16 protein-coding genes are annotated in these 17,576 nt (G+C 59.8%); 8 read left to right on the top strand and 8 right to left on the bottom strand.

The window, feature by feature from the left end; translation table 11 throughout:
- Genes nuoK through nuoN form a run of 4 tightly spaced genes read left to right on the top strand, consistent with a single transcriptional unit; the run spans position 1 to position 5,218 of the window.
- Positions 1–309 carry an NADH-quinone oxidoreductase subunit NuoK gene (gene nuoK, locus MHH62_RS00650; RefSeq protein WP_339232225.1) on the top strand — a complete coding sequence of 103 codons (309 nt, stop codon included), beginning with the start codon at positions 1–3 and terminating at the stop codon, positions 307–309.
- Complete coding sequence (nuoL, locus tag MHH62_RS00645) at positions 306–2,159, top strand: NADH-quinone oxidoreductase subunit L (RefSeq protein ID WP_014718912.1); 1,854 nt, start codon at positions 306–308, stop codon at positions 2,157–2,159. Before nuoK ends, nuoL begins: the two co-directional genes overlap by 4 nt.
- Positions 2,160–2,214: 55 nt before the next feature.
- A complete protein-coding gene (gene nuoM / locus MHH62_RS00640) occupies positions 2,215–3,747 on the top strand; it encodes an NADH-quinone oxidoreductase subunit M (protein ID WP_014718913.1) in 1,533 nt (510 codons plus the stop codon).
- A gap of 7 nt (positions 3,748–3,754) precedes the next feature.
- Complete coding sequence (gene nuoN, locus MHH62_RS00635; RefSeq protein ID WP_003174731.1) at positions 3,755–5,218, top strand: NADH-quinone oxidoreductase subunit NuoN; 1,464 nt, start codon at positions 3,755–3,757, stop codon at positions 5,216–5,218.
- Positions 5,219–5,495: 277 nt separating this feature from the next.
- On the opposite strand, the gene MHH62_RS00630 is transcribed toward nuoN, so the two are convergent.
- Entirely contained in the window at positions 5,496–6,248 is a 753-nt protein-coding gene (locus MHH62_RS00630; RefSeq protein ID WP_032902839.1) for an outer membrane beta-barrel protein, read from the bottom strand.
- A gap of 125 nt (positions 6,249–6,373) precedes the next feature.
- Positions 6,374–7,207: an arylamine N-acetyltransferase gene (locus tag MHH62_RS00625; protein ID WP_038450528.1), complete on the bottom strand. Its 834-nt coding sequence runs from the start codon at positions 7,205–7,207 to the stop codon at positions 6,374–6,376.
- Positions 7,208–7,327: 120 nt separating this feature from the next.
- Here MHH62_RS00625 and MHH62_RS00620 point away from each other — a divergent pair, with 120 nt between their 5' ends.
- Positions 7,328–7,564, top strand: coding sequence for a DUF6555 family protein (locus MHH62_RS00620; protein ID WP_003192128.1), 237 nt, complete (start codon positions 7,328–7,330; stop codon positions 7,562–7,564).
- Between the two features lie 30 nt (positions 7,565–7,594).
- On the opposite strand, the gene MHH62_RS00615 is transcribed toward MHH62_RS00620, so the two are convergent.
- Together MHH62_RS00615 and MHH62_RS00610 are read right to left on the bottom strand one after the other, a co-directional pair.
- Positions 7,595–7,795, bottom strand: coding sequence for a DUF6021 family protein (locus MHH62_RS00615; protein ID WP_032902837.1), 201 nt, complete (start codon positions 7,793–7,795; stop codon positions 7,595–7,597).
- A gap of 12 nt (positions 7,796–7,807) precedes the next feature.
- On the bottom strand, positions 7,808–7,987 hold the full coding sequence (locus MHH62_RS00610) for a hypothetical protein (RefSeq protein WP_032902836.1): 180 nt from the start codon (positions 7,985–7,987) through the stop codon (positions 7,808–7,810).
- Positions 7,988–8,101: 114 nt separating this feature from the next.
- Between MHH62_RS00610 and MHH62_RS00605 the strand changes: the two genes are divergently transcribed.
- Positions 8,102–8,623 carry a DUF3087 family protein gene (locus tag MHH62_RS00605; RefSeq protein ID WP_339233043.1) on the top strand — a complete coding sequence of 174 codons (522 nt, stop codon included), beginning with the start codon at positions 8,102–8,104 and terminating at the stop codon, positions 8,621–8,623.
- Between the two features lie 30 nt (positions 8,624–8,653).
- On the opposite strand, the gene MHH62_RS00600 is transcribed toward MHH62_RS00605, so the two are convergent.
- Positions 8,654–9,514: a Dyp-type peroxidase gene (locus tag MHH62_RS00600; RefSeq protein WP_020302316.1), complete on the bottom strand. Its 861-nt coding sequence runs from the start codon at positions 9,512–9,514 to the stop codon at positions 8,654–8,656.
- A 138-nt stretch (positions 9,515–9,652) separates the two neighbouring features.
- Between MHH62_RS00600 and MHH62_RS00595 the strand changes: the two genes are divergently transcribed.
- Entirely contained in the window at positions 9,653–11,269 is a 1,617-nt protein-coding gene (locus tag MHH62_RS00595; protein ID WP_032902833.1) for an NADP-dependent glyceraldehyde-3-phosphate dehydrogenase, read from the top strand.
- 163 nt (positions 11,270–11,432) lie between these two features.
- A complete protein-coding gene (locus MHH62_RS00590) occupies positions 11,433–12,494 on the top strand; it encodes an FUSC family protein (RefSeq protein ID WP_032902832.1) in 1,062 nt (353 codons plus the stop codon).
- Positions 12,495–12,575: 81 nt separating this feature from the next.
- Here the strand turns inward: MHH62_RS00590 and MHH62_RS00585 are convergent, their stop codons facing one another.
- The 3 genes from MHH62_RS00585 to MHH62_RS00575 form a co-directional block, all read right to left on the bottom strand.
- On the bottom strand, positions 12,576–16,430 hold the full coding sequence (locus MHH62_RS00585; protein WP_339232221.1) for an Ig-like domain-containing protein: 3,855 nt from the start codon (positions 16,428–16,430) through the stop codon (positions 12,576–12,578).
- Between the two features lie 215 nt (positions 16,431–16,645).
- The gene (locus MHH62_RS00580) at positions 16,646–16,813 is read right to left on the bottom strand and encodes a hypothetical protein (protein WP_339232220.1); all 168 of its coding nucleotides are present in this window, start codon (positions 16,811–16,813) and stop codon (positions 16,646–16,648) included.
- Positions 16,814–16,844: 31 nt separating this feature from the next.
- Entirely contained in the window at positions 16,845–17,576 is a 732-nt protein-coding gene (locus tag MHH62_RS00575) for a TetR/AcrR family transcriptional regulator (RefSeq protein ID WP_014718925.1), read from the bottom strand.

Raw genomic sequence — 17,576 nt, 5'->3', positions numbered from 1 at the left:
ATGCCTGCTATCCCTTTGGAGCATGGTCTGGCGGTCGCCGGCATCCTGTTCTGCCTTGGCCTGGTCGGCCTGATGGTTCGCCGTAACATTCTGTTCGTGTTGATGAGCCTGGAAATCATGATGAACGCCGCGGCACTGGCGTTCATTGTGGCAGGCGCACGTTGGGGCCAGCCGGATGGGCAAGTGATGTTCGTCCTGGTGATCAGCCTGGCAGCCGCCGAAGCCAGTATTGGCCTGGCGATCCTGCTGCAGCTGTATCGTCGCTTCCACACGCTTGATATCGACGCTGCCAGTGAGATGCGCGGATGAACATGATCTTTCTGACTTTCGTATTCCCCCTGATCGGTTTCCTGCTGCTGTCGTTCTCTCGCGGGCGCTGGTCGGAAAACCTCTCGGCCCTGATCGGCGTGGGCTCCATCGGCCTGTCGGCCATCGTGGCCGCCTACGTCATCTGGCAATTCAACGTGGCACCGCCTGAAGGCGGTCACTACACCCTGGTGCTGTGGCAGTGGATGGCGGTCGAGGGCTTCAAGCCCAACTTCGCCCTCTACATCGACGGCCTGTCGATCACCATGCTCGGCGTGGTGGTGGGTGTGGGCTTCCTGATCCACCTGTTCGCATCCTGGTACATGCGCGGTGAAGCGGGTTACTCACGCTTCTTCTCGTACACCAACCTGTTTATCGCCAGCATGCTGTTCCTGGTGCTGGGCGATAACCTGTTGTTCCTGTATTTCGGCTGGGAAGGCGTGGGCCTGTGCTCGTACCTGTTGATCGGTTTCTACTACAGCAACCGCAACAACGGTAACGCGGCACTCAAGGCATTTATCGTCACCCGCATCGGCGACGTGTTCATGGCCATAGGCCTGTTCATCCTGTTCCAACAGGTGGGCACGCTGAACATCCAGGAACTGCTGGTGCTGGCACCGCAGAAATTCCAGGTCGGCGACTTCTGGATCACCCTGGCCACCCTGATGCTGCTGGGCGGCGCCGTGGGTAAATCTGCGCAACTGCCACTGCAAACCTGGCTGGCGGATGCGATGGCCGGCCCTACCCCGGTGTCGGCACTGATCCACGCCGCCACCATGGTGACCGCCGGTGTCTACCTGATCGCCCGTACCCACGGCCTGTTCACCCTGGCGCCGGACATCCTGCACCTTGTAGGCATCGTGGGCGGCGTGACCCTGGTACTGGCCGGCTTCGCCGCGCTGGTGCAGACCGACATCAAACGTATCCTCGCCTACTCGACCATGAGCCAGATCGGCTACATGTTCCTGGCCCTGGGCGTTGGCGCCTGGGACGCGGCGATCTTCCACCTGATGACCCACGCGTTCTTCAAGGCGTTGCTGTTCCTCGCCTCCGGTGCGGTGATCGTCGCCTGCCACCACGAGCAGAACATCTTCAAGATGGGCGGCCTGTGGAAGAAACTGCCACTGGCGTACGCCAGCTTCATCGTCGGTGGTGCCGCCCTGGCAGCCCTGCCGTTGGTGACCGCCGGTTTCTACTCCAAGGACGAGATCCTCTGGGAAGCCTTTGCCAGCGGTAACCAGAACCTGCTGTACGCAGGCCTGGTGGGTGCGTTCATGACCTCGCTGTACACCTTCCGCCTGATCTTCATCACCTTCCACGGTGAAGCCAAGACCGAAGCGCACGCAGGCCACGGCATCTCCCATTGGTTGCCACTGTCGGTGCTGATCATCCTGTCGACCTTCGTCGGTGCGATGATCACCCCGCCACTGCACGGTGTATTGCCACAAAGCGTGGGCCATGCCGGCGGCGAAGCCCAGCACAGCCTGGAAATCGCCTCGGGCGCCATCGCCATCGCCGGTATCCTGCTGGCGGCCCTGCTGTTCCTCGGCAAGCGTCGCTTCGTGACTGCCGTGGCCAACAGTGGCATTGGTCGCTTCCTGTCGGCCTGGTGGTTCGCCGCCTGGGGCTTCGACTGGATCTACGACAAACTGTTCGTCAAACCTTACCTTGCGATCAGCCACGTGCTGCGCAAAGACCCGCTCGACCAGACCATCGGTTTGATCCCGCGTGCCGCTAAGGCCGGTCACACCGCCCTGAGCCGCAGCGAGACCGGCCAATTGCGTTGGTATGCAGCGTCCATGGCGGCCGGTGCCGTGCTGGTGATCGGCGCCATCGTCGTGGTAGCGGTCTGACTATGTTTAAGTGCACTGCGTACTTTGCAAACTTGCGAAAGGAAACGAGCCCGTCATGATTCTGCCCTGGCTAATCCTGATCCCCTTTATCGGCGGCCTGCTCTGCTGGATGGGTGAACGCTTCGGCGCCACCCTCCCCCGCTGGATTGCGTTGCTGACCATGTCCCTGGAACTCGCGCTCGGCCTCTGGCTGTGGGCCCACGGTGACTATTCATTCGCTCCGGCACCGGGTGTCGATCCCACCTTCGCGCTTGAATTCAAGCACGTGTGGATCCAGCGCTTCGGCATCAACGTGCACCTGGCCCTCGACGGCCTGTCGCTGTTGATGATCCTGCTGACCGGCCTGCTGGGTATCCTCTCGGTACTCTGCTCCTGGAAAGAGATCCAGCGTCACGTGGGCTTCTTCCACCTGAACCTGATGTGGATCCTGGGCGGCGTTGTCGGCGTGTTCCTCGCCCTCGACCTGTTCATGTTCTTCTTCTTCTGGGAAATGATGCTGGTGCCGATGTACTTCCTCATCGCGCTCTGGGGTCACAGTTCTTCGGACGGCAAGAAAACCCGGATCTACGCAGCGACCAAGTTCTTCATCTTTACCCAGGCTTCCGGCCTGATCATGTTGGTGGCGATCCTGGGTCTGGTCCTGGTCAACTTCAACAACACCGGCGTGATTACCTTCAACTACGCCGACCTGTTGAAAACCAAGATGTCGCTGACCACCGAGTACGTGCTGATGCTGGGCTTCTTCATCGCCTTCGCGGTGAAGCTGCCGGTGGTGCCGTTCCACTCCTGGTTGCCTGACGCCCACGCCCAGGCGCCGACTGCCGGCTCTGTGGACCTCGCCGGTATCCTGTTGAAGACCGCTGCCTACGGCCTGCTGCGTTTCGCCCTGCCGCTGTTCCCGAATGCCTCGGCCGAGTTCGCGCCGATTGCCATGACCCTGGGTCTGATCGGGATCTTCTACGGTGCGTTCCTGGCCTTCGCCCAAACCGACATCAAGCGCCTGATTGCCTTCTCGTCCGTTTCCCACATGGGTTTCGTACTGATCGGCATCTACTCCGGCAGCCAGCTGGCGTTGCAAGGCGCAGTGATCCAGATGTTGGCCCACGGTGTTTCGGCCGCTGCCCTCTTTATCCTCAGTGGCCAGCTGTACGAACGCCTGCACACCCGTGACATGCGTGAGATGGGTGGCGTGTGGTCGCGCATCGCATACCTGCCGGCGATCAGCCTGTTCTTCGCCGCCGCATCCCTCGGCTTGCCGGGTACCGGTAACTTCATCGGCGAGTTCCTGATCCTGATGGGTGCCTTTGTGCAGACGCCGTGGATCAGTGCCATTGCTACCTCCGGCCTGGTGTTCGGTTCGGTCTACTCGCTGATCATGATCCACCGCGCCTACTTCGGCCCGGCCAAGTCCGACACCGTCCTGCAAGGCATGGACGCGCGCGAACTGATCATGGTGCTCGGCCTTGCGGTACTGCTGATCTTCATCGGCGTGTACCCGCAACCGTTCCTGGACACTTCTGCCGCAACGATGCATGGCGTGCAGCAGTGGTTCGGCACCGCCTTCTCCCAACTCGCTTCGGCCCGGTAAGAGCGCTATGGAATTCACGATCCAACACTTTATCGCGCTTGCGCCGCTGCTGATTACCAGCCTCACCATCGTGGTGGTGATGCTGGCAATCGCCTGGCGCCGCAATCACTCGCAAACGTTCCTGCTGTCCTGCGCCGGGTTGAACCTGGCCCTGCTGTCGATCATCCCGGCCCTCAAGGTCGCGCCACTGGCAGTCACGCCATTGATGATGGTCGATGACTTCGCGCTGCTGTACATCGCCCTGATCCTGGTGGCGACCCTGGCCTGCGTCACCCTCGCCCACGCCTACCTCGGCGAAGGCGGCACCGGCTACCCGGGCAACCGCGAAGAGCTGTACCTGCTGATCCTGCTGGCTGCGGCCGGCGGTATCGTGCTGGTCAGCGCGCAGCACCTGGCTGGCTTGTTCATCGGCCTGGAACTGCTGTCGATCCCGACCTACGGCCTGGTGGCCTATGCCTTCTTCAATAAACGCTCCCTGGAAGCCGGCATCAAGTACATGGTGCTGTCGGCAGCCGGTTCCGCGTTCCTGTTGTTCGGTATGGCCCTGCTCTACGCCGAAGCCGGCAGCCTGAGCTTCACCGGTATCGGCCACGCGCTGGCCGCCACCAACAGCCCGGCGCCGATTGCCCAGTTGGGCCTGGCGATGATGCTGATCGGCCTGGCGTTCAAGCTGTCGCTGGTGCCGTTCCACCTGTGGACCCCGGACGTGTACGAAGGCGCCCCGGCGCCGGTGGCGGCGTTCCTGGCCACCGCGTCGAAAGTGGCGGTGTTTGCGGTGATGGTGCGTCTGTTCCAGATCTCCCCCGCCGCCAACACCGGCGTGCTGAGCAACGTGCTGACGGTGATCGCCATCGCGTCGATCCTGTTCGGTAACCTGCTGGCCCTGACCCAGAACAACCTCAAGCGTCTGCTGGGTTATTCGTCCATCGCCCACTTCGGCTACCTGCTGATCGCCTTGGTGGCGAGCAAAGGCCTGGCTGTAGAAGCCATTGGCGTGTACCTGGTCACCTACGTGATCACCAGCCTGGGTGCGTTCGGCGTCATCACCTTGATGTCGTCGCCGTACAAAGGCCGTGACGCCGACGCGCTGTACGAATACCGCGGCCTGTTCTGGCGCCGTCCGTACCTGACCGCCGTGCTCACCGTGATGATGCTGTCGTTGGCCGGTATTCCGCTGACGGCGGGCTTTATCGGCAAGTTCTACATTGTCGCGACCGGTGTCGAAGCCCACGAATGGTGGCTGGTTGCCTCGCTGGTACTGGGCAGCGCCATCGGCGTGTTCTACTACCTGCGCGTGATGGTCACCCTGTACCTGATCGAGCCAAACCTGCGCCGTGTAGATGCCGAGCTGCATTGGGAACAGAAGGCAGGCGGCGTCATGCTGCTGGCTATCGCCCTGCTCGCGTTCTTCCTGGGCGTGTACCCACAACCGTTGCTCACCCTGGTGCAGCACGCGGTGCTGGGCGTTTGATCGCTTAGGTTGATGCAGTAAACAGAACGGCGCCTTTGGGCGCCGTTTTGCGTTTCAGGGGCGAGGTATTAGAGAGGCGGTGCATTCACCGTCGCCTTCGCGGGCAAGCCCGCTCCCACAGGGGAACACGTTCCCATTGTGGGAGCGGGCTTGCCCGCGAAGGCGCCAGACCAAACACCCCAGAACTGTCTGGCCCAATACAGGGTAGACAAAAAAACGCCCCGACTTATAGCGGGGCGTTTTTTATTCAAACCTGGGATTGGTCAAGGCCGCAACCTTAGAACGCAATACCCACCTTGAAACCATACTCATCACGCTTGAGCTTGGTGTTATCGGCCACATAGGAGTCGTCGTCGAGCTTGTACTCGGTACGCGTGTAGTACAAGCCCGCCATCACTGGCAGGTCGCCCTTCTGGTTCATCAGCAGGCTGACTTCGGCATAAGGGTTGGTGCGGTCCTTGAGGTCCACGCTGTCGCTGCCAACGCCGTCCACCTTGAGCTTGGCGCGACCGTCGATGGTGCGACGGGCGCCGGCTTCAACGCGCAGGGTCATGTCATCGAACTGGTGGTTGTAGCCCAGGGCTGCCTTGGCAAACGGCGACTTATTGGTGAGCTTCATGTCGTAGCCATTGGTGTCCGGCTCGTAGCGAGTCCAGGTGTAGCCACCGCCCACGATCACATCGACGAAGTTGCGCGCATCCAGCGCGGCACGCCAGCCGAGGTCGAGGTCGGCCTGGCCTTCCTTGAGCTTGTTATCGCTCTTCTCGCCGTACTTGGCTTCGATACCGGCCTGGTAAATGAAGCCGGATTCGGCGGTGAGCTTGTTGCCGAAGTTGTAGAACAGGCCGGCTTCGGGCATGTGGTCCTTGTCGCTTTCGCTACCGCCTTCAAGTTTGAAGTCGTTGTAGCTGCCCATGATCCCGAACGTGGAAATCGGGTCGGTGGAAGGTGCTGCGAACACCACGCCAGGCGCAGCCACCAGGGCCAGCAACGAGGTGTTCTTGAGAAATTTTCCGAATAGTTTGGACATCGTTTTACATCTCCATTTTAAGGTGGGCAAAGTATTCAGGAATCGGTTCGAACCTTGGCGTTTGCAAAAAGTTCGAACTGATTTGCACCAAAATGGAGAAAAAACGGTTCAGCGAAGGCTCTATCTCAATATTCTTCAGGATTCATGCGAATAAGGCGTTCGACGGCTTCGCGCAGTTGAGGCTGATCCGGCAGCCGAATGCCGAAGGTGTCGCGCAAGAGCCCCAGCAGTTCATCGGCACTCTCAAGCGTGCGCTTTTCACTGGGTCGATCCAGGTAATGAAGCGCATAGCGGGCGTTGGCCAAAGTATGACGTTGGCCGGGAGCCAGTAGCGCCGCTTTCAACTGCCCCACGAACGGTGACCCCGGGTGCGTTGAGACATACCAGTTGCCGATTTCGTAGTCGATATCGGCCTGCACTTGCAGGTCGAACACATACAAGCCACGCCACTCCTCACCGACCTGGGCCCACAACGTGTAGCTGCCCTGATGGTGTGTCAGGCGAAAAGGCTCATGGGCCGTGGTCTGGGGCGCTTCGTTGTCCAGTTGCAACGGGCTGCTGGGGACCATGCCACCGAAGCCCACATCGGTGATATAGCGCACGCCATCAACGGTCACCAGGCTCAGACGGTGAGTACGCCCGGTGTGGGCGTCCGGTGGCCCGCCAATCACCACACGACCGGTGATGCCACGGGCGTCAAAACCGAGCGCCTGCAACAGCGCCAGGAACAGCTGGTTCAACTCATAGCAATAGCCGCCGCGTCCCTGGTGCAACACCTTCTGCGCGACGCTTGGCAGGTCAATCGGCACCGGCACCTGCATCAGGGTCGACAGGCTTTCAAAGGCGAAGGTGCACACATGGCGCAGTTGCAAGTCCCGCAGGGTCTGCAAGGTCGGCGCCGGTGGCGAGGCATAGCCCAGGCGTTGCAGGTACAGGCGGCTATCCGTGGGTGTGAGCATGGCGCGATCCTCGGGCGCAGGGCAAGAGCGTCACTATGCCGCGCCTCTGCGTACGTTGTCATTTTGAATGAACCTTTTGGAGCGCCGGCCTATCCATCTATAACAAGATTGGGAGGCAGCATGAGTACCGCAAAAATCTACACCGTCCACTATCAGCTACACGGTAAACCCAAGTCTTTCGTGGTGCGCGCCGAAGTGATGAACAACGCCGAGGCCTGGCATTGGGCGGCCGTCGATGCCGACATTGCCCATGTCAGCCGCATCGGCCGCGTAGGTCACGAACAGGTGAAAAAGACCACCCGGCCCTGGGCGGAAAAATACGGTATCAGCGACGTCAGCTGGTCGCCGCCCAGGTAAACAAAGCCCCGCACAACGGCGGGGCTCGGTTCATTGCTTCAAGTCGCCCAACGGATCGTAGGGCGGCTTTTTTTTCGCTGTCTCGTCGTCCTTTTTGTCCAACGGCGCAATAGCCGGGCCGATGGGATCGACCTGTGGGTCGGCTACATCCGGCGAGTCCGGGTCGAAGCCCAGTTCATCCTTGCCACTGGCGTGTTCGTTGGAAGAGGGACCATCGGTAGGTTTGTTCATCATATTCTCCTGCTAAAGCGGGCGGGCTCTGTCGTGGAGGTTTTCCAGGTCTTCTTCTACGCGCTCGACATCGTTGTCCGGACCGCGCTCTTTGGGATCGTTGGGGCGCAACGCATCGTTATCACGCTCCTCCTCGCCCGGCGTACGGTTCGGATCCGGTGTACCTGGCGGTGGCTGCTTGTGTTCAGACATGATGACTGACCTCATGAGGGGTTCATCATTTTAGAGAAACCGCCCCGCGCCATCGTTCAACTTCATTGCGCCAGGCGTGAGAAGATGACCGCCCTTTTTGGAGAACTGCCCCGGATGTTCGAACTCAAACCCTGCGACCCCACTGCCTATCGCCAACAGACCCGCCGTAGCACGTTGATCGTGGCCGTGCTATTCCTGGCCCTGGCCATGCTGCTGTCGAGCCTGGCGGTGATGCTATTCGGCGAACCTGGCGGTGACAACTTTCGCTTCAATGTCGGCGGTGTATTTGCCGCTGTGTTGATCGTCTTGGCGCTGGTGCGTGGTCCGTTCTGGAGCCAGGCCTGGTTGGCGCCAGCGGTGTATGGCTGGCAGCTCAAGCGCAGCCTGATGAGCGTGACCAACGTGATGCACAAGGTCACCGAGCGGGTACAAGCTAACGACCCCACCGCCATCAAGCTGTTGCGTTTCTATCACTTGGGGCTGACGCAGATGCATGAGCTGGACGCCAACTCCAGCGCCGAGGCGCAACTGGTCGGCGAGATTGACGCACACAAGGCGAAGATGCACGCGATGGGGATCGATACCGAACAAACCCGGCTCGATCCCGCGTGGCTGGAAACGCTCAAAAGCGCTTGAGGCGTACCTCAGGACGCAGGCAAAAAGCAGTTAAAAAACCAGACTCAGGTCCAGGCGCCCTTCCCTCACCGGCGGGCACCAGTAATAGCCACCGGTCAGCGGTTTGCTGATGCGATACAGGCCATCGACGATCCCGTCCTCCAACCCGCTCATACGCCGAAGCTGGGCCTCAAACGCATCGAAGGAATGCCCGAAGGCGAGAAACATCAACCCCGCTTGGCCATTCTCGGCCCAGGGCATCGAACGACGTACCACGAAGGCTTCCGGGGTAAAGCTCTCCTGGGCCGTGCGTTTGGTATGGGCCGATTCCGGGGCGTCGTCGAGTTCTTCGTTGTCGCCATGGCGACGGCCGATAATGTGATCACGCTCCTGGGCAGGCAATGCGGCGAAACCGTCGAGATCGTGCTGCCATTGCTGGATCGCGGCAAAGCTGGCGCCGCTGTCGGTCAACGCCGCTTCCACGGCGGCATCGTCGTGAGGGTTCTCTGTGCCGTCTTCGTAGTCGGTCAGGTCAAAACCGGTCTTGTAGCGGAAGCCTTCAATCGATTGCACCAGGGCAAACGCCGGGGCCAGGGCTTTTTCGACGGCCCGGCTGCGCAGCAGCAACTCACCGCGATCCACCCCATGCAGCCATACCCACAACGCCTGCTGGGTGGACGGGTTGTGCGCGCCAGGGGCGCTTACTGAGGGAAATGCGCGCAGCCCTTCAATCTCGGCGCCCAGTGCCTTTACCAGCGGCTCACCGAAACCGACCACCGCCTGCGCATCCGTCAGTTGCACCAGCGCGTCCAATGCTGCGGGCACGGCTTGCAGGGAATCGAGGGCGAAAAACAGATGGCGGGCCTGCAAAGGCACCGGTGCGGCAAGAATGCCCGGCTGGTACTGACTCATGTGAACTCCTTCTGAAAAGCCGCGCAGTTTACCCGGCGCGCACCGCGCTGCGAACAACAATGCGCGTAAGCCTTGCCTTAGAGCCGTCAGTTGGGTGACTCTCTAGTCATGTTTTGCAACTATTCCAGGGGTAGCGACATGACCACCAGCAACCTGCTCGCCCAGCTGTTTCCCACTTCCGGCTCCCAGATTCCCGAGCAATTTCGCCTGGCGGCGCCCATTGAACAGCGCGACTACCTGGTCGATGGCCAGCTGCGGGTGTGGAACGGCCCGCTTGCGCGCGTGCAAAGCCCGGTGCAGTTGGGCGATGAACGCGTGCATATCGGCAGCACGCCGCTGCTGGACGCGGAGACCGCCCTAACCGCGCTGGATGCGGCGGTGCGTGCTTATGACCGTGGCCAGGGTGAGTGGCCGACGATGCGCGTTGTTGAGCGCATCCAGCACGTCGAAGCGTTTTTGCGGCGCATGCGCGAACAGCGCGATGCGGTGGTCAAACTGCTGATGTGGGAGATCGGCAAGAACCTCAAAGACTCGCAGAAAGAATTCGACCGCACCTGCGACTACATCACCGACACCATCAATGCCCTCAAGGAGCTTGACCGCCGCAGTAGCCGCTTCGAACTGGAGCAGGACACCCTCGGGCAAATCCGTCGCGTGCCCCTGGGCGTGGCGCTGTGCATGGGGCCTTACAACTACCCCTTGAACGAGACCTTCACCACGCTGATCCCAGCCTTGATCATGGGCAATACCGTGGTGTTCAAGCCGGCCAAGCTCGGTGTGCTGTTGATCCGCCCGTTGCTGGAGGCGTTCCGCGACAGCTTCCCGGCCGGGGTGATCAACGTGATCTACGGCAGCGGCCGCGAGACCGTGAGCGCGCTGATGGCCAGCGGCAAGATCGATATCTTTGCATTTATCGGCACCAACAAGGCCGCCAGTGATTTGAAAAAACTGCACCCCAAGCCACACCGTTTGCGTGCTGCGCTGGGCCTGGATGCCAAAAACCCGGGGATCGTGCTGCCCGAAGTGGACTTGGACAACGCGGTGAACGAAGCCGTCACCGGCTCGCTGTCGTTCAACGGCCAGCGTTGCACCGCGTTGAAGATCCTGTTCGTGCATGAAGACGTGGTCGAGCGCTTTATCGAGAAATTCAACGCCAAGCTGGCGACGCTCAAGCCCGGCATGCCGTGGGAGGATGGCGTGGCGCTGACGCCACTGCCGGAAGTGGGCAAGGTCGATTACCTCAGCGAACTGGTGGCCGATGCGGCGCGCCATGGCGCCAAGGTCATGAACCCCGAGGGCGGCAGCAGCCGTGGTTCGTTCTTCTACCCGGCAGTGCTGTACCCGGTGAACCCGCAGATGCGCGTCTACCACGAAGAGCAATTCGGCCCCGTGGTGCCGATCGTGCCCTATCGCGACCTGGAGACCGTGATCGACTACGTGCTGGACTCGGACTTCGGCCAGCAGTTGAGCCTCTTCGGCACCGACCCCGTGGCAGTCGGACGCCTGGTGGACACCTTCGCCAACCAGGTGGGCCGTATCAATATCAACGCCCAATGCCAGCGCGGTCCGGACACATTCCCCTTCAACGGGCGCAAGAACTCGGCCGAGGGCACGTTGTCGGTGCATGACGCCTTGCGCGTGTTCTCGATCCGAACTTTGGTGGCGACCAAGTTCCAGGAGAGTAACAAGGCGTTGGTCAGCGATATTTTGCGCAACCGCGATTCGAGTTTCCTGACTACCGATTACATCTTCTAAAATCAACCCCGCTCCAATATGCAGGCAGGTCAGTGTGGGAACTGGCTTGCCTGCGATGCGGGTACCGCGGTCTTTCAGTCAGGTCGCGGTGATGCTATCGCAGGCAAGCCAGCTCCCACATTTGATCGCGCGCACTCAGATAATCGAGGCCACTTTACTGCTGATGAACCTGCCCTTCTTTGCCCGGCGCCTGCTGCGCCCCTTGCTCGACCCCTACCGCCGCTTTCGCCATGCCAAGCTGATCCACGCCGCGCGCGTGTCGGTGGGGTTGCTGGCAACCATCCTGCTGACCACCGGCCTCAACCTGCCCCACGGTGAATGGGCGTCGGTGACCATGCTGATCGTGATCGGCGGGTTGCAGCACCACGGCAATATCGGCAAAAAAGCCGTCGAGCGCGCCTACGGCACCTTGATCGGCGCCAGCGTCGGCTTGCTGCTGGTGGTGCAGCAGGCTTACTTCGGCCTGCCGTTGCTCACCTACCTGTTGATGTCGGTGGTGTGCGGGTTCTTTTCCTATCACGCCATCGGCAAAGGCGGCTATATCGCACTGCTGTCGGCGATCACGGTGTTTATCGTCGCCGGCCACGGCGATAACCCTATCTCCGATGGATTGTGGCGCACCGTCGATATCCTGATCGGCATTGTGCTGGCCCTGGCGTTTTCCTTTGCCTTGCCGTTGTACGCCGTGTATTCGTGGCGCTACAACCTGGCCAGCGCCCTGCGTGACTGCGCGCAGATTTATAGCCGGATCATCAATGGCCAATCGGTAACTGACGATGAACACCTCAAGCTGCTCAACCGCTTGAACGGGGCGATGGTGCAACTGCGCTCGTTGATGCCGTCGGTGTCCAAGGAAGTGCGGATTTCCATGACTGAACTGGATGCGATCCAGCGGCACCTGCGCCTGTGCATCAGCACCCTGGAGATTCTGGGCAATACCCGGCCGGACCCGCGCGACGAGCAGGCCACGGCTCGGATGCGGGTGATGCTGAAGGCCGAGCATCGGCAGATTCGGGTGCAGTTGGTGGGGATGGCGCGGGCATTGAAGTCGGGGGTGACGGAGCGGTTGGAGCGCAGCGGCTACGCAACCGGCAGTGAGTCTGCGCTGGATGCGCCGGTTTACAGTGCGCTGGATGGGTATCGGTTGTTGACGTTGCAGTTGGCGGCGAATGTGGATGCGATGCGCGGGCGGCTGTCCAAGCATTCGTCGCACTGGAAGATTTGAATTCATGAGCAATTGGGACGGATCAATAGATGACATCGATCCGTCCCTTTTTATTCACCTTTTCAATAAACTCCGTTTCAACTAAAAAATACCATACCCATAGGCGTTTCCAGACCACTGATCACGGTTGAATCCGAGACCATTCGATACCTGGACACTGTAATGAGCGTTGGGGGACTCAGGTGGAATACCTTCATCAACCCAAGCAACATCATGGTTAGGGAACGCGCGTCCAAATGCGCTGTAGAGACTTCGAGCAGTATCATATTTAAGCATGATCGCACCCGAGCTTCTGATTTGGTTGTAGACCGTTTGCCACGGCGCTAACCCGCCGTAGTAGCGACATATCCTACCGCCTCCTGACGTCTGGACGATGTAGCTTTTCGTCTGGCTCGCGGTGTCTGAGACGGTAATTGTTGCACTACCTACCCCTGTGAATGTAAGTCGTCCGCTGTACAAGTCGACGGTAACTACCGATGCATTACTTGAACGGTATGTCAGGGTTCCCGACCCGCCAGTGGCGGTACGGCCAACTGCGCCTGTATATGCCACATCAGTGAACCCGAAGTTCTGTAACACCCATCCACGCAAATTAACGTACAGAGTACTTTCATTCATGGTTATCCCACGCAGGGTCTTGACGGTGTAAATCGTTGGAAGGAACTGGACGGCATTTGCCTTGCTCTCTTTCCCGTTAAACTCCACCTCGATAATTGACGTTAATTCCGAGTTATGAGCCAGCCTTGTCAGCCAGCTACGCAGCACAGCTTTGTCCACGAGCCCATTGGCGGCTTCTGTTTGGGTAATCAAAGCTCCATCGACGGTGAGTACATGCAGAGGTTCCACACCCGAACTGCTGCAGGTGATCCATGCACGTTGCAGGCCCGCACTCAGGGCCCACTTAATGACTGACAGCAACCCATCGCCGGTAAAGGTAGTCAGGTCCAGCGTGCCCCTATTAATAACACCGTTGATGAGTGGCTGCGGTAAGTCCGTGGCCGCAATCGTATCGACTTTCACCGTCTGCACCTGCGACGGGATTGGGTCGGCTACGCCCGTGCGCACCACCGAATACTTCAAGCACACGGTACTGTTCACACTGCGGTGCAAGACCTTGACCGAGGTCAGGTTGAACACCACCGTGCCCCCATCCAACCCATTCTCGACCGCCGTATGGTGGGTACCATCGGCAAAAATCCATTCAAACGTTATGCGATCCCGATTGCTCATACCGGTGTAGCGAACAGTGACCGTCGTATTGTGCTCAATCGGCAGCGGGTCCACCGTCACGTTCGGCCCGGTGTCGGTGGTGCCATTGATAAACGGGTGGGGCAATACGCCCGGCAGGGACTGGATGGTGTAGTGGCGCTCGCGGAACAACACCGCATTGGCCTTGTTGAAACTGCGGTCAAAGCAGACCCAGAAACGGATGGTTAATAGCGTTCCATCCTTGAGCTTGCGCAGTTCGTCCACGGGGGTCGGTGGCAGGATTCCAGTGCGTTCGCCTTCTTCGGTCACGAGGTTGTTGGTGTAGGTGGCCTCGAAGTACGGCGTCTCTGGAACGGTGTCATAGATGCCGCTGTACTCCATCCAGATGCGCTGAGCCCGATGAATGAAGTGCCAGATATTGATCATCGTGCGCTCGGTTCCATTCAACTTGGAGGTCTCGAGCACCGGGGCGTCTCCAATCCCTTCGATGGTCGGGATCGGCAAGGTGGTCAGGTTGAGCAGCAGCAGGTCGAGGATTGGAGAAGGTGTTTCTCGTCCGTTACGTATGAGGAAGTATTGCACGTTGATCCGTTGGCCAAATGGCGCAATATTGGCGCCCACGACTTCAGGCGGGACGGTGAAGTCCACGGTTTTACGGGTGTTGCCGTCTTGGGTTTCACAGTGGCTGCCGATGTCGGGAATGCCGGTCCAGCACGCTCGGATACGGTCGGTCGGTAGCATCTGCGCGAAGGTGACCCGAATGGTCGCACCGGCGGTAACCGCTTCCGGTGCCAATTGGTCGGGGGCTTTGGATGCTTCGAGGACTTCCGGGCAAGGCAGGTCACCCAGCGCCTTACCGACAGTCACTTCGAGTATTTCAGAGCGCAGGGTGCGCCCACCATTCGCGGGGATCATTGAATAGCTCAAGCGAATCACGCCGCCCAGGTTGGTGTCGGCGTAGTGCCGGTCCAGCGAAAAGGAGACGGGGGCTCCCGCGGTGGCGCGATTCAGGCGGATGTCACCCTGGGTGCTGCCGTCCACAGCCGTCCCTGTCAGGCGCCATGTAAAGACATCGCCATCGTAAGTTTCAGCGTAGGGCAGCGTGATGTCGAGCTGGCCAAACAAGTCATCTGGGTCTAGGTTGTCGTCCTCATCGACCCGGTCGATTTCCGGCCTTGGCATTTCGGCAATACGCTCGCCGAACCGCACATACGTCGACTCCGACTCGCGGATGGCCTGCGTCCCTGTACCCAATGCCCGCATGAGGCCGTCGTCTACCGTGTAGAAAACCCGCACATCGCCCAGCCCGATAAATCGAGCGAAGTTGGCTTGGGTTACGGTACGAAAACGGGTGGGCGGTGGTGGAGCGCCTGCGTTATGGCGTTGTTCGTATTCAACGAGCCCGCCACCCGGTAGAACAGCCTCCAGCCGCAGCCTGACCAGATTATCCGGATCGTAGGGCGTATAGGCCGGGTTCGGATAATTAATGGTGATGTAAGGCTCTTCGGGGTCAATCAAGCCGGCATCGGCCTGCACCACCGTGACTGCCGGCATGTCCGCAATCGTGCCAGAGATCAGGATCGTCAGGGATTGGGATGTGGCCAGTAAGGTGCCCAGCGGGAACTCAAGCCGCCAGGTGATCTTCATCGAGCCTTGGATCAATTGTTTGATGGTGTCGTCATCGACAGGAAACGAAGTCGGCCAACCCGGGTCCGCGCGCTGATCGGTCAGATCGAGTTCAAACGTTGACTCATCGGCGTGAGTACCACTCAAGGTTGCAATGACGCGAGTATTCGCCGGGACAAAACGGCCATCCGGAAGCTGAAAAGGCGTGACTACCTGAACAGCAAAGAATTTCCCTGCATCCTGATCATAATTGACCGAGGTGACCGAGGTGGAGCCGACGAGGAAGCGCGCCCGCCTGAGCAGGCTGGGGTCAAGCTCGGCCTGTACATGCACGGCCTGAGAAAAGTGCTCGACATGCCCGGAGCGGTTTTCCACTTCATCGAGCACCTGATAACGTATCGGTAGGAGGCCGCTGCCGGTGCCGATGACGCTTGCCGGAACTTCCACTTCAATCGGCTTTGCCCCGCTGGCGTGGTCGTCATCGAGTTGGAAAACCACCACCTGCGCGATCGTGTCCCAATACAAAAGAATCTTGTCTCGCACACGTTTACCGGGGTAATCGAGCGTGAACACTACGCCTTGGGCGGCGCGCTCCGGAGTCAAGATTGCGCCGGGCGCTGCGAGGTCGTCCGGCAAGCTGAGCAGCAATTTGTCGTGGTACCCCAGCCCGGGCTGTTCATCCAGGCCAGGTCGCGTGTCCTTGACGAAGACAGTCAGCTCACCTGAGGTACTTGGCGTGCCAGAGCCATTACGGACAACGCGTACAAACACAGGAAAGGATAGCCCCCGCGGTATACTTTCCTCGTTGATGGCCAGTTGAAAAAAGTTTTTGCCTGTTTCCTCTGGTTTGACGGTGTGAAAGCCCAGGCGCAACGTACGGCTGCCGTGGAAGTACTCGCAGGTATCACCCGCTTGCAAATTAATCCAGCGCAAAATGGTTACATATAGGTAAGTATCGAGATGCCGCGCGCCTAGGCCCCTGTCAGCCCCAACCACGTTGAGCACCGGGTTCGAGTAGGCCGGCGGGTCGAGATCATTGCGGGGAGTGGATGAGCTTCGCGCTACCGGAAAGCGCTCTTCGGGGGCATGTAATTTGGACATGGCTGAACTCCTTGGCTGGGGCCTTGACGGCTATGGGACAAGGAAATCAGACGCTTGAAAGGGATAGGCGTCTAGCTGTCAAAGATGACAGTGGCGACGAGAGGTAATACAGCGAGCAAAAGCGCCGTTAATACAATGTCCGCACATTCACATTTCTTCTTACATATTTTTCACGTTTTATTCACAAGCCGAGACGTAGTGTGAAGCCTCATCCGTTACAAACGTTGCATATCAAGCCCGCCGCCCCAGCGGGCTTTTTTTTGCCTGCCTTTTGGTGCTGGAAAACGCCCCGCTTTTGTAGGAGCGAGCTTGCTCGCGAAGAACGTAATGACGGCGCGGTTAACCAGAATGCCCGCGTTATCGTTGACGTTATCCGCGAGCAAGCTCGTTCCTACAGGGGTTTGAGGATTGGCTTCAGCGTGTGGCTTGTTCGCGAATGGCGCGCTGGGTATCCAGCACCTTCGCCAACGCCGTTTCAGCCTCTGCACTCTGCTGCGGCACTCGGATCGCTGCCGACACCAAGGTAATCAGCTTGGCCATCACCTCGGCATCCGTGGCGGGGCGGCCCAGGCTCATGGAGTTCATCAGCAAGCGCAGTTCGGTGCCGGCCATGACCCCGGAGATGGCCTTGAGTGCAAATTGCAGGCGCACCCCCAGTTCATTACGTGGCAAATCCGGCAAGGCCAGGGCGAAGGCTTCGAAGAACCGCTGGAACACCGGCTGGTAATGGACCTTGAGGTATTCCTGAATGAACGGCGACGTGTCGCTGTAGACCCGGCCCAGGAAGCGGATGAACGAACGCCCTTCCCCGCTGGCTGGGTCGCTGCGCTCCAGGCCCATGGCCGGGGCAAACAGCACGCCCAGTAGCGTGTCGCAGTCCAGTGGGCCATCGGATTCGGCTTCACAGCGCGCAAGCAATTCCAGGCGCTGCTCGTTGAGCGGCTCCAGGCGCTGCATCAGCAGGGTTTTCATCAGGGAGTCCTTGTCCCCGAAGTGGTAGTTCACCGCCGCCAGGTTGACCTGGGCGCGTTCGGTTATCTGCCGTAGCAACACGGCGTCATAGCCGTACTTGATAAAAAGAGCCTCTGTCGCATCCAGCAGTCGAGTCTTGGTAACGTTTGGAGCGCTGAGTTTCTTCGCGACCAT

This window comes from Pseudomonas sp. FSL L8-0168, from assembly GCF_037976155.1.
GTDB classification, from domain to species: domain Bacteria; phylum Pseudomonadota; class Gammaproteobacteria; order Pseudomonadales; family Pseudomonadaceae; genus Aquipseudomonas; species Aquipseudomonas paracarnis.
The sequence above is the reverse complement of the archived record's forward strand: the minus strand, read 5'-3'. Positions and strand labels throughout refer to the sequence as shown.

Coding starts and splice junctions, on each gene's coding strand:
- nuoK (WP_339232225.1), top strand. CDS start 1: ATGCCTGCTATCCCTTTGGAGCATGGTCTGGCGGTCGCCGGCATCCTG.
- nuoL (WP_014718912.1), top strand. CDS start 306: ATGAACATGATCTTTCTGACTTTCGTATTCCCCCTGATCGGTTTCCTG.
- nuoM (WP_014718913.1), top strand. CDS start 2,215: ATGATTCTGCCCTGGCTAATCCTGATCCCCTTTATCGGCGGCCTGCTC.
- nuoN (WP_003174731.1), top strand. CDS start 3,755: ATGGAATTCACGATCCAACACTTTATCGCGCTTGCGCCGCTGCTGATT.
- MHH62_RS00630 (WP_032902839.1), bottom strand. CDS start 6,248: ATGTCCAAACTATTCGGAAAATTTCTCAAGAACACCTCGTTGCTGGCC.
- MHH62_RS00625 (WP_038450528.1), bottom strand. CDS start 7,207: ATGCTCACACCCACGGATAGCCGCCTGTACCTGCAACGCCTGGGCTAT.
- MHH62_RS00620 (WP_003192128.1), top strand. CDS start 7,328: ATGAGTACCGCAAAAATCTACACCGTCCACTATCAGCTACACGGTAAA.
- MHH62_RS00615 (WP_032902837.1), bottom strand. CDS start 7,795: ATGAACAAACCTACCGATGGTCCCTCTTCCAACGAACACGCCAGTGGC.
- MHH62_RS00610 (WP_032902836.1), bottom strand. CDS start 7,987: ATGTCTGAACACAAGCAGCCACCGCCAGGTACACCGGATCCGAACCGT.
- MHH62_RS00605 (WP_339233043.1), top strand. CDS start 8,102: ATGTTCGAACTCAAACCCTGCGACCCCACTGCCTATCGCCAACAGACC.
- MHH62_RS00600 (WP_020302316.1), bottom strand. CDS start 9,514: ATGAGTCAGTACCAGCCGGGCATTCTTGCCGCACCGGTGCCTTTGCAG.
- MHH62_RS00595 (WP_032902833.1), top strand. CDS start 9,653: ATGACCACCAGCAACCTGCTCGCCCAGCTGTTTCCCACTTCCGGCTCC.
- MHH62_RS00590 (WP_032902832.1), top strand. CDS start 11,433: ATGAACCTGCCCTTCTTTGCCCGGCGCCTGCTGCGCCCCTTGCTCGAC.
- MHH62_RS00585 (WP_339232221.1), bottom strand. CDS start 16,430: ATGTCCAAATTACATGCCCCCGAAGAGCGCTTTCCGGTAGCGCGAAGC.
- MHH62_RS00575 (WP_014718925.1), bottom strand. CDS start 17,576: ATGGTCGCGAAGAAACTCAGCGCTCCAAACGTTACCAAGACTCGACTG.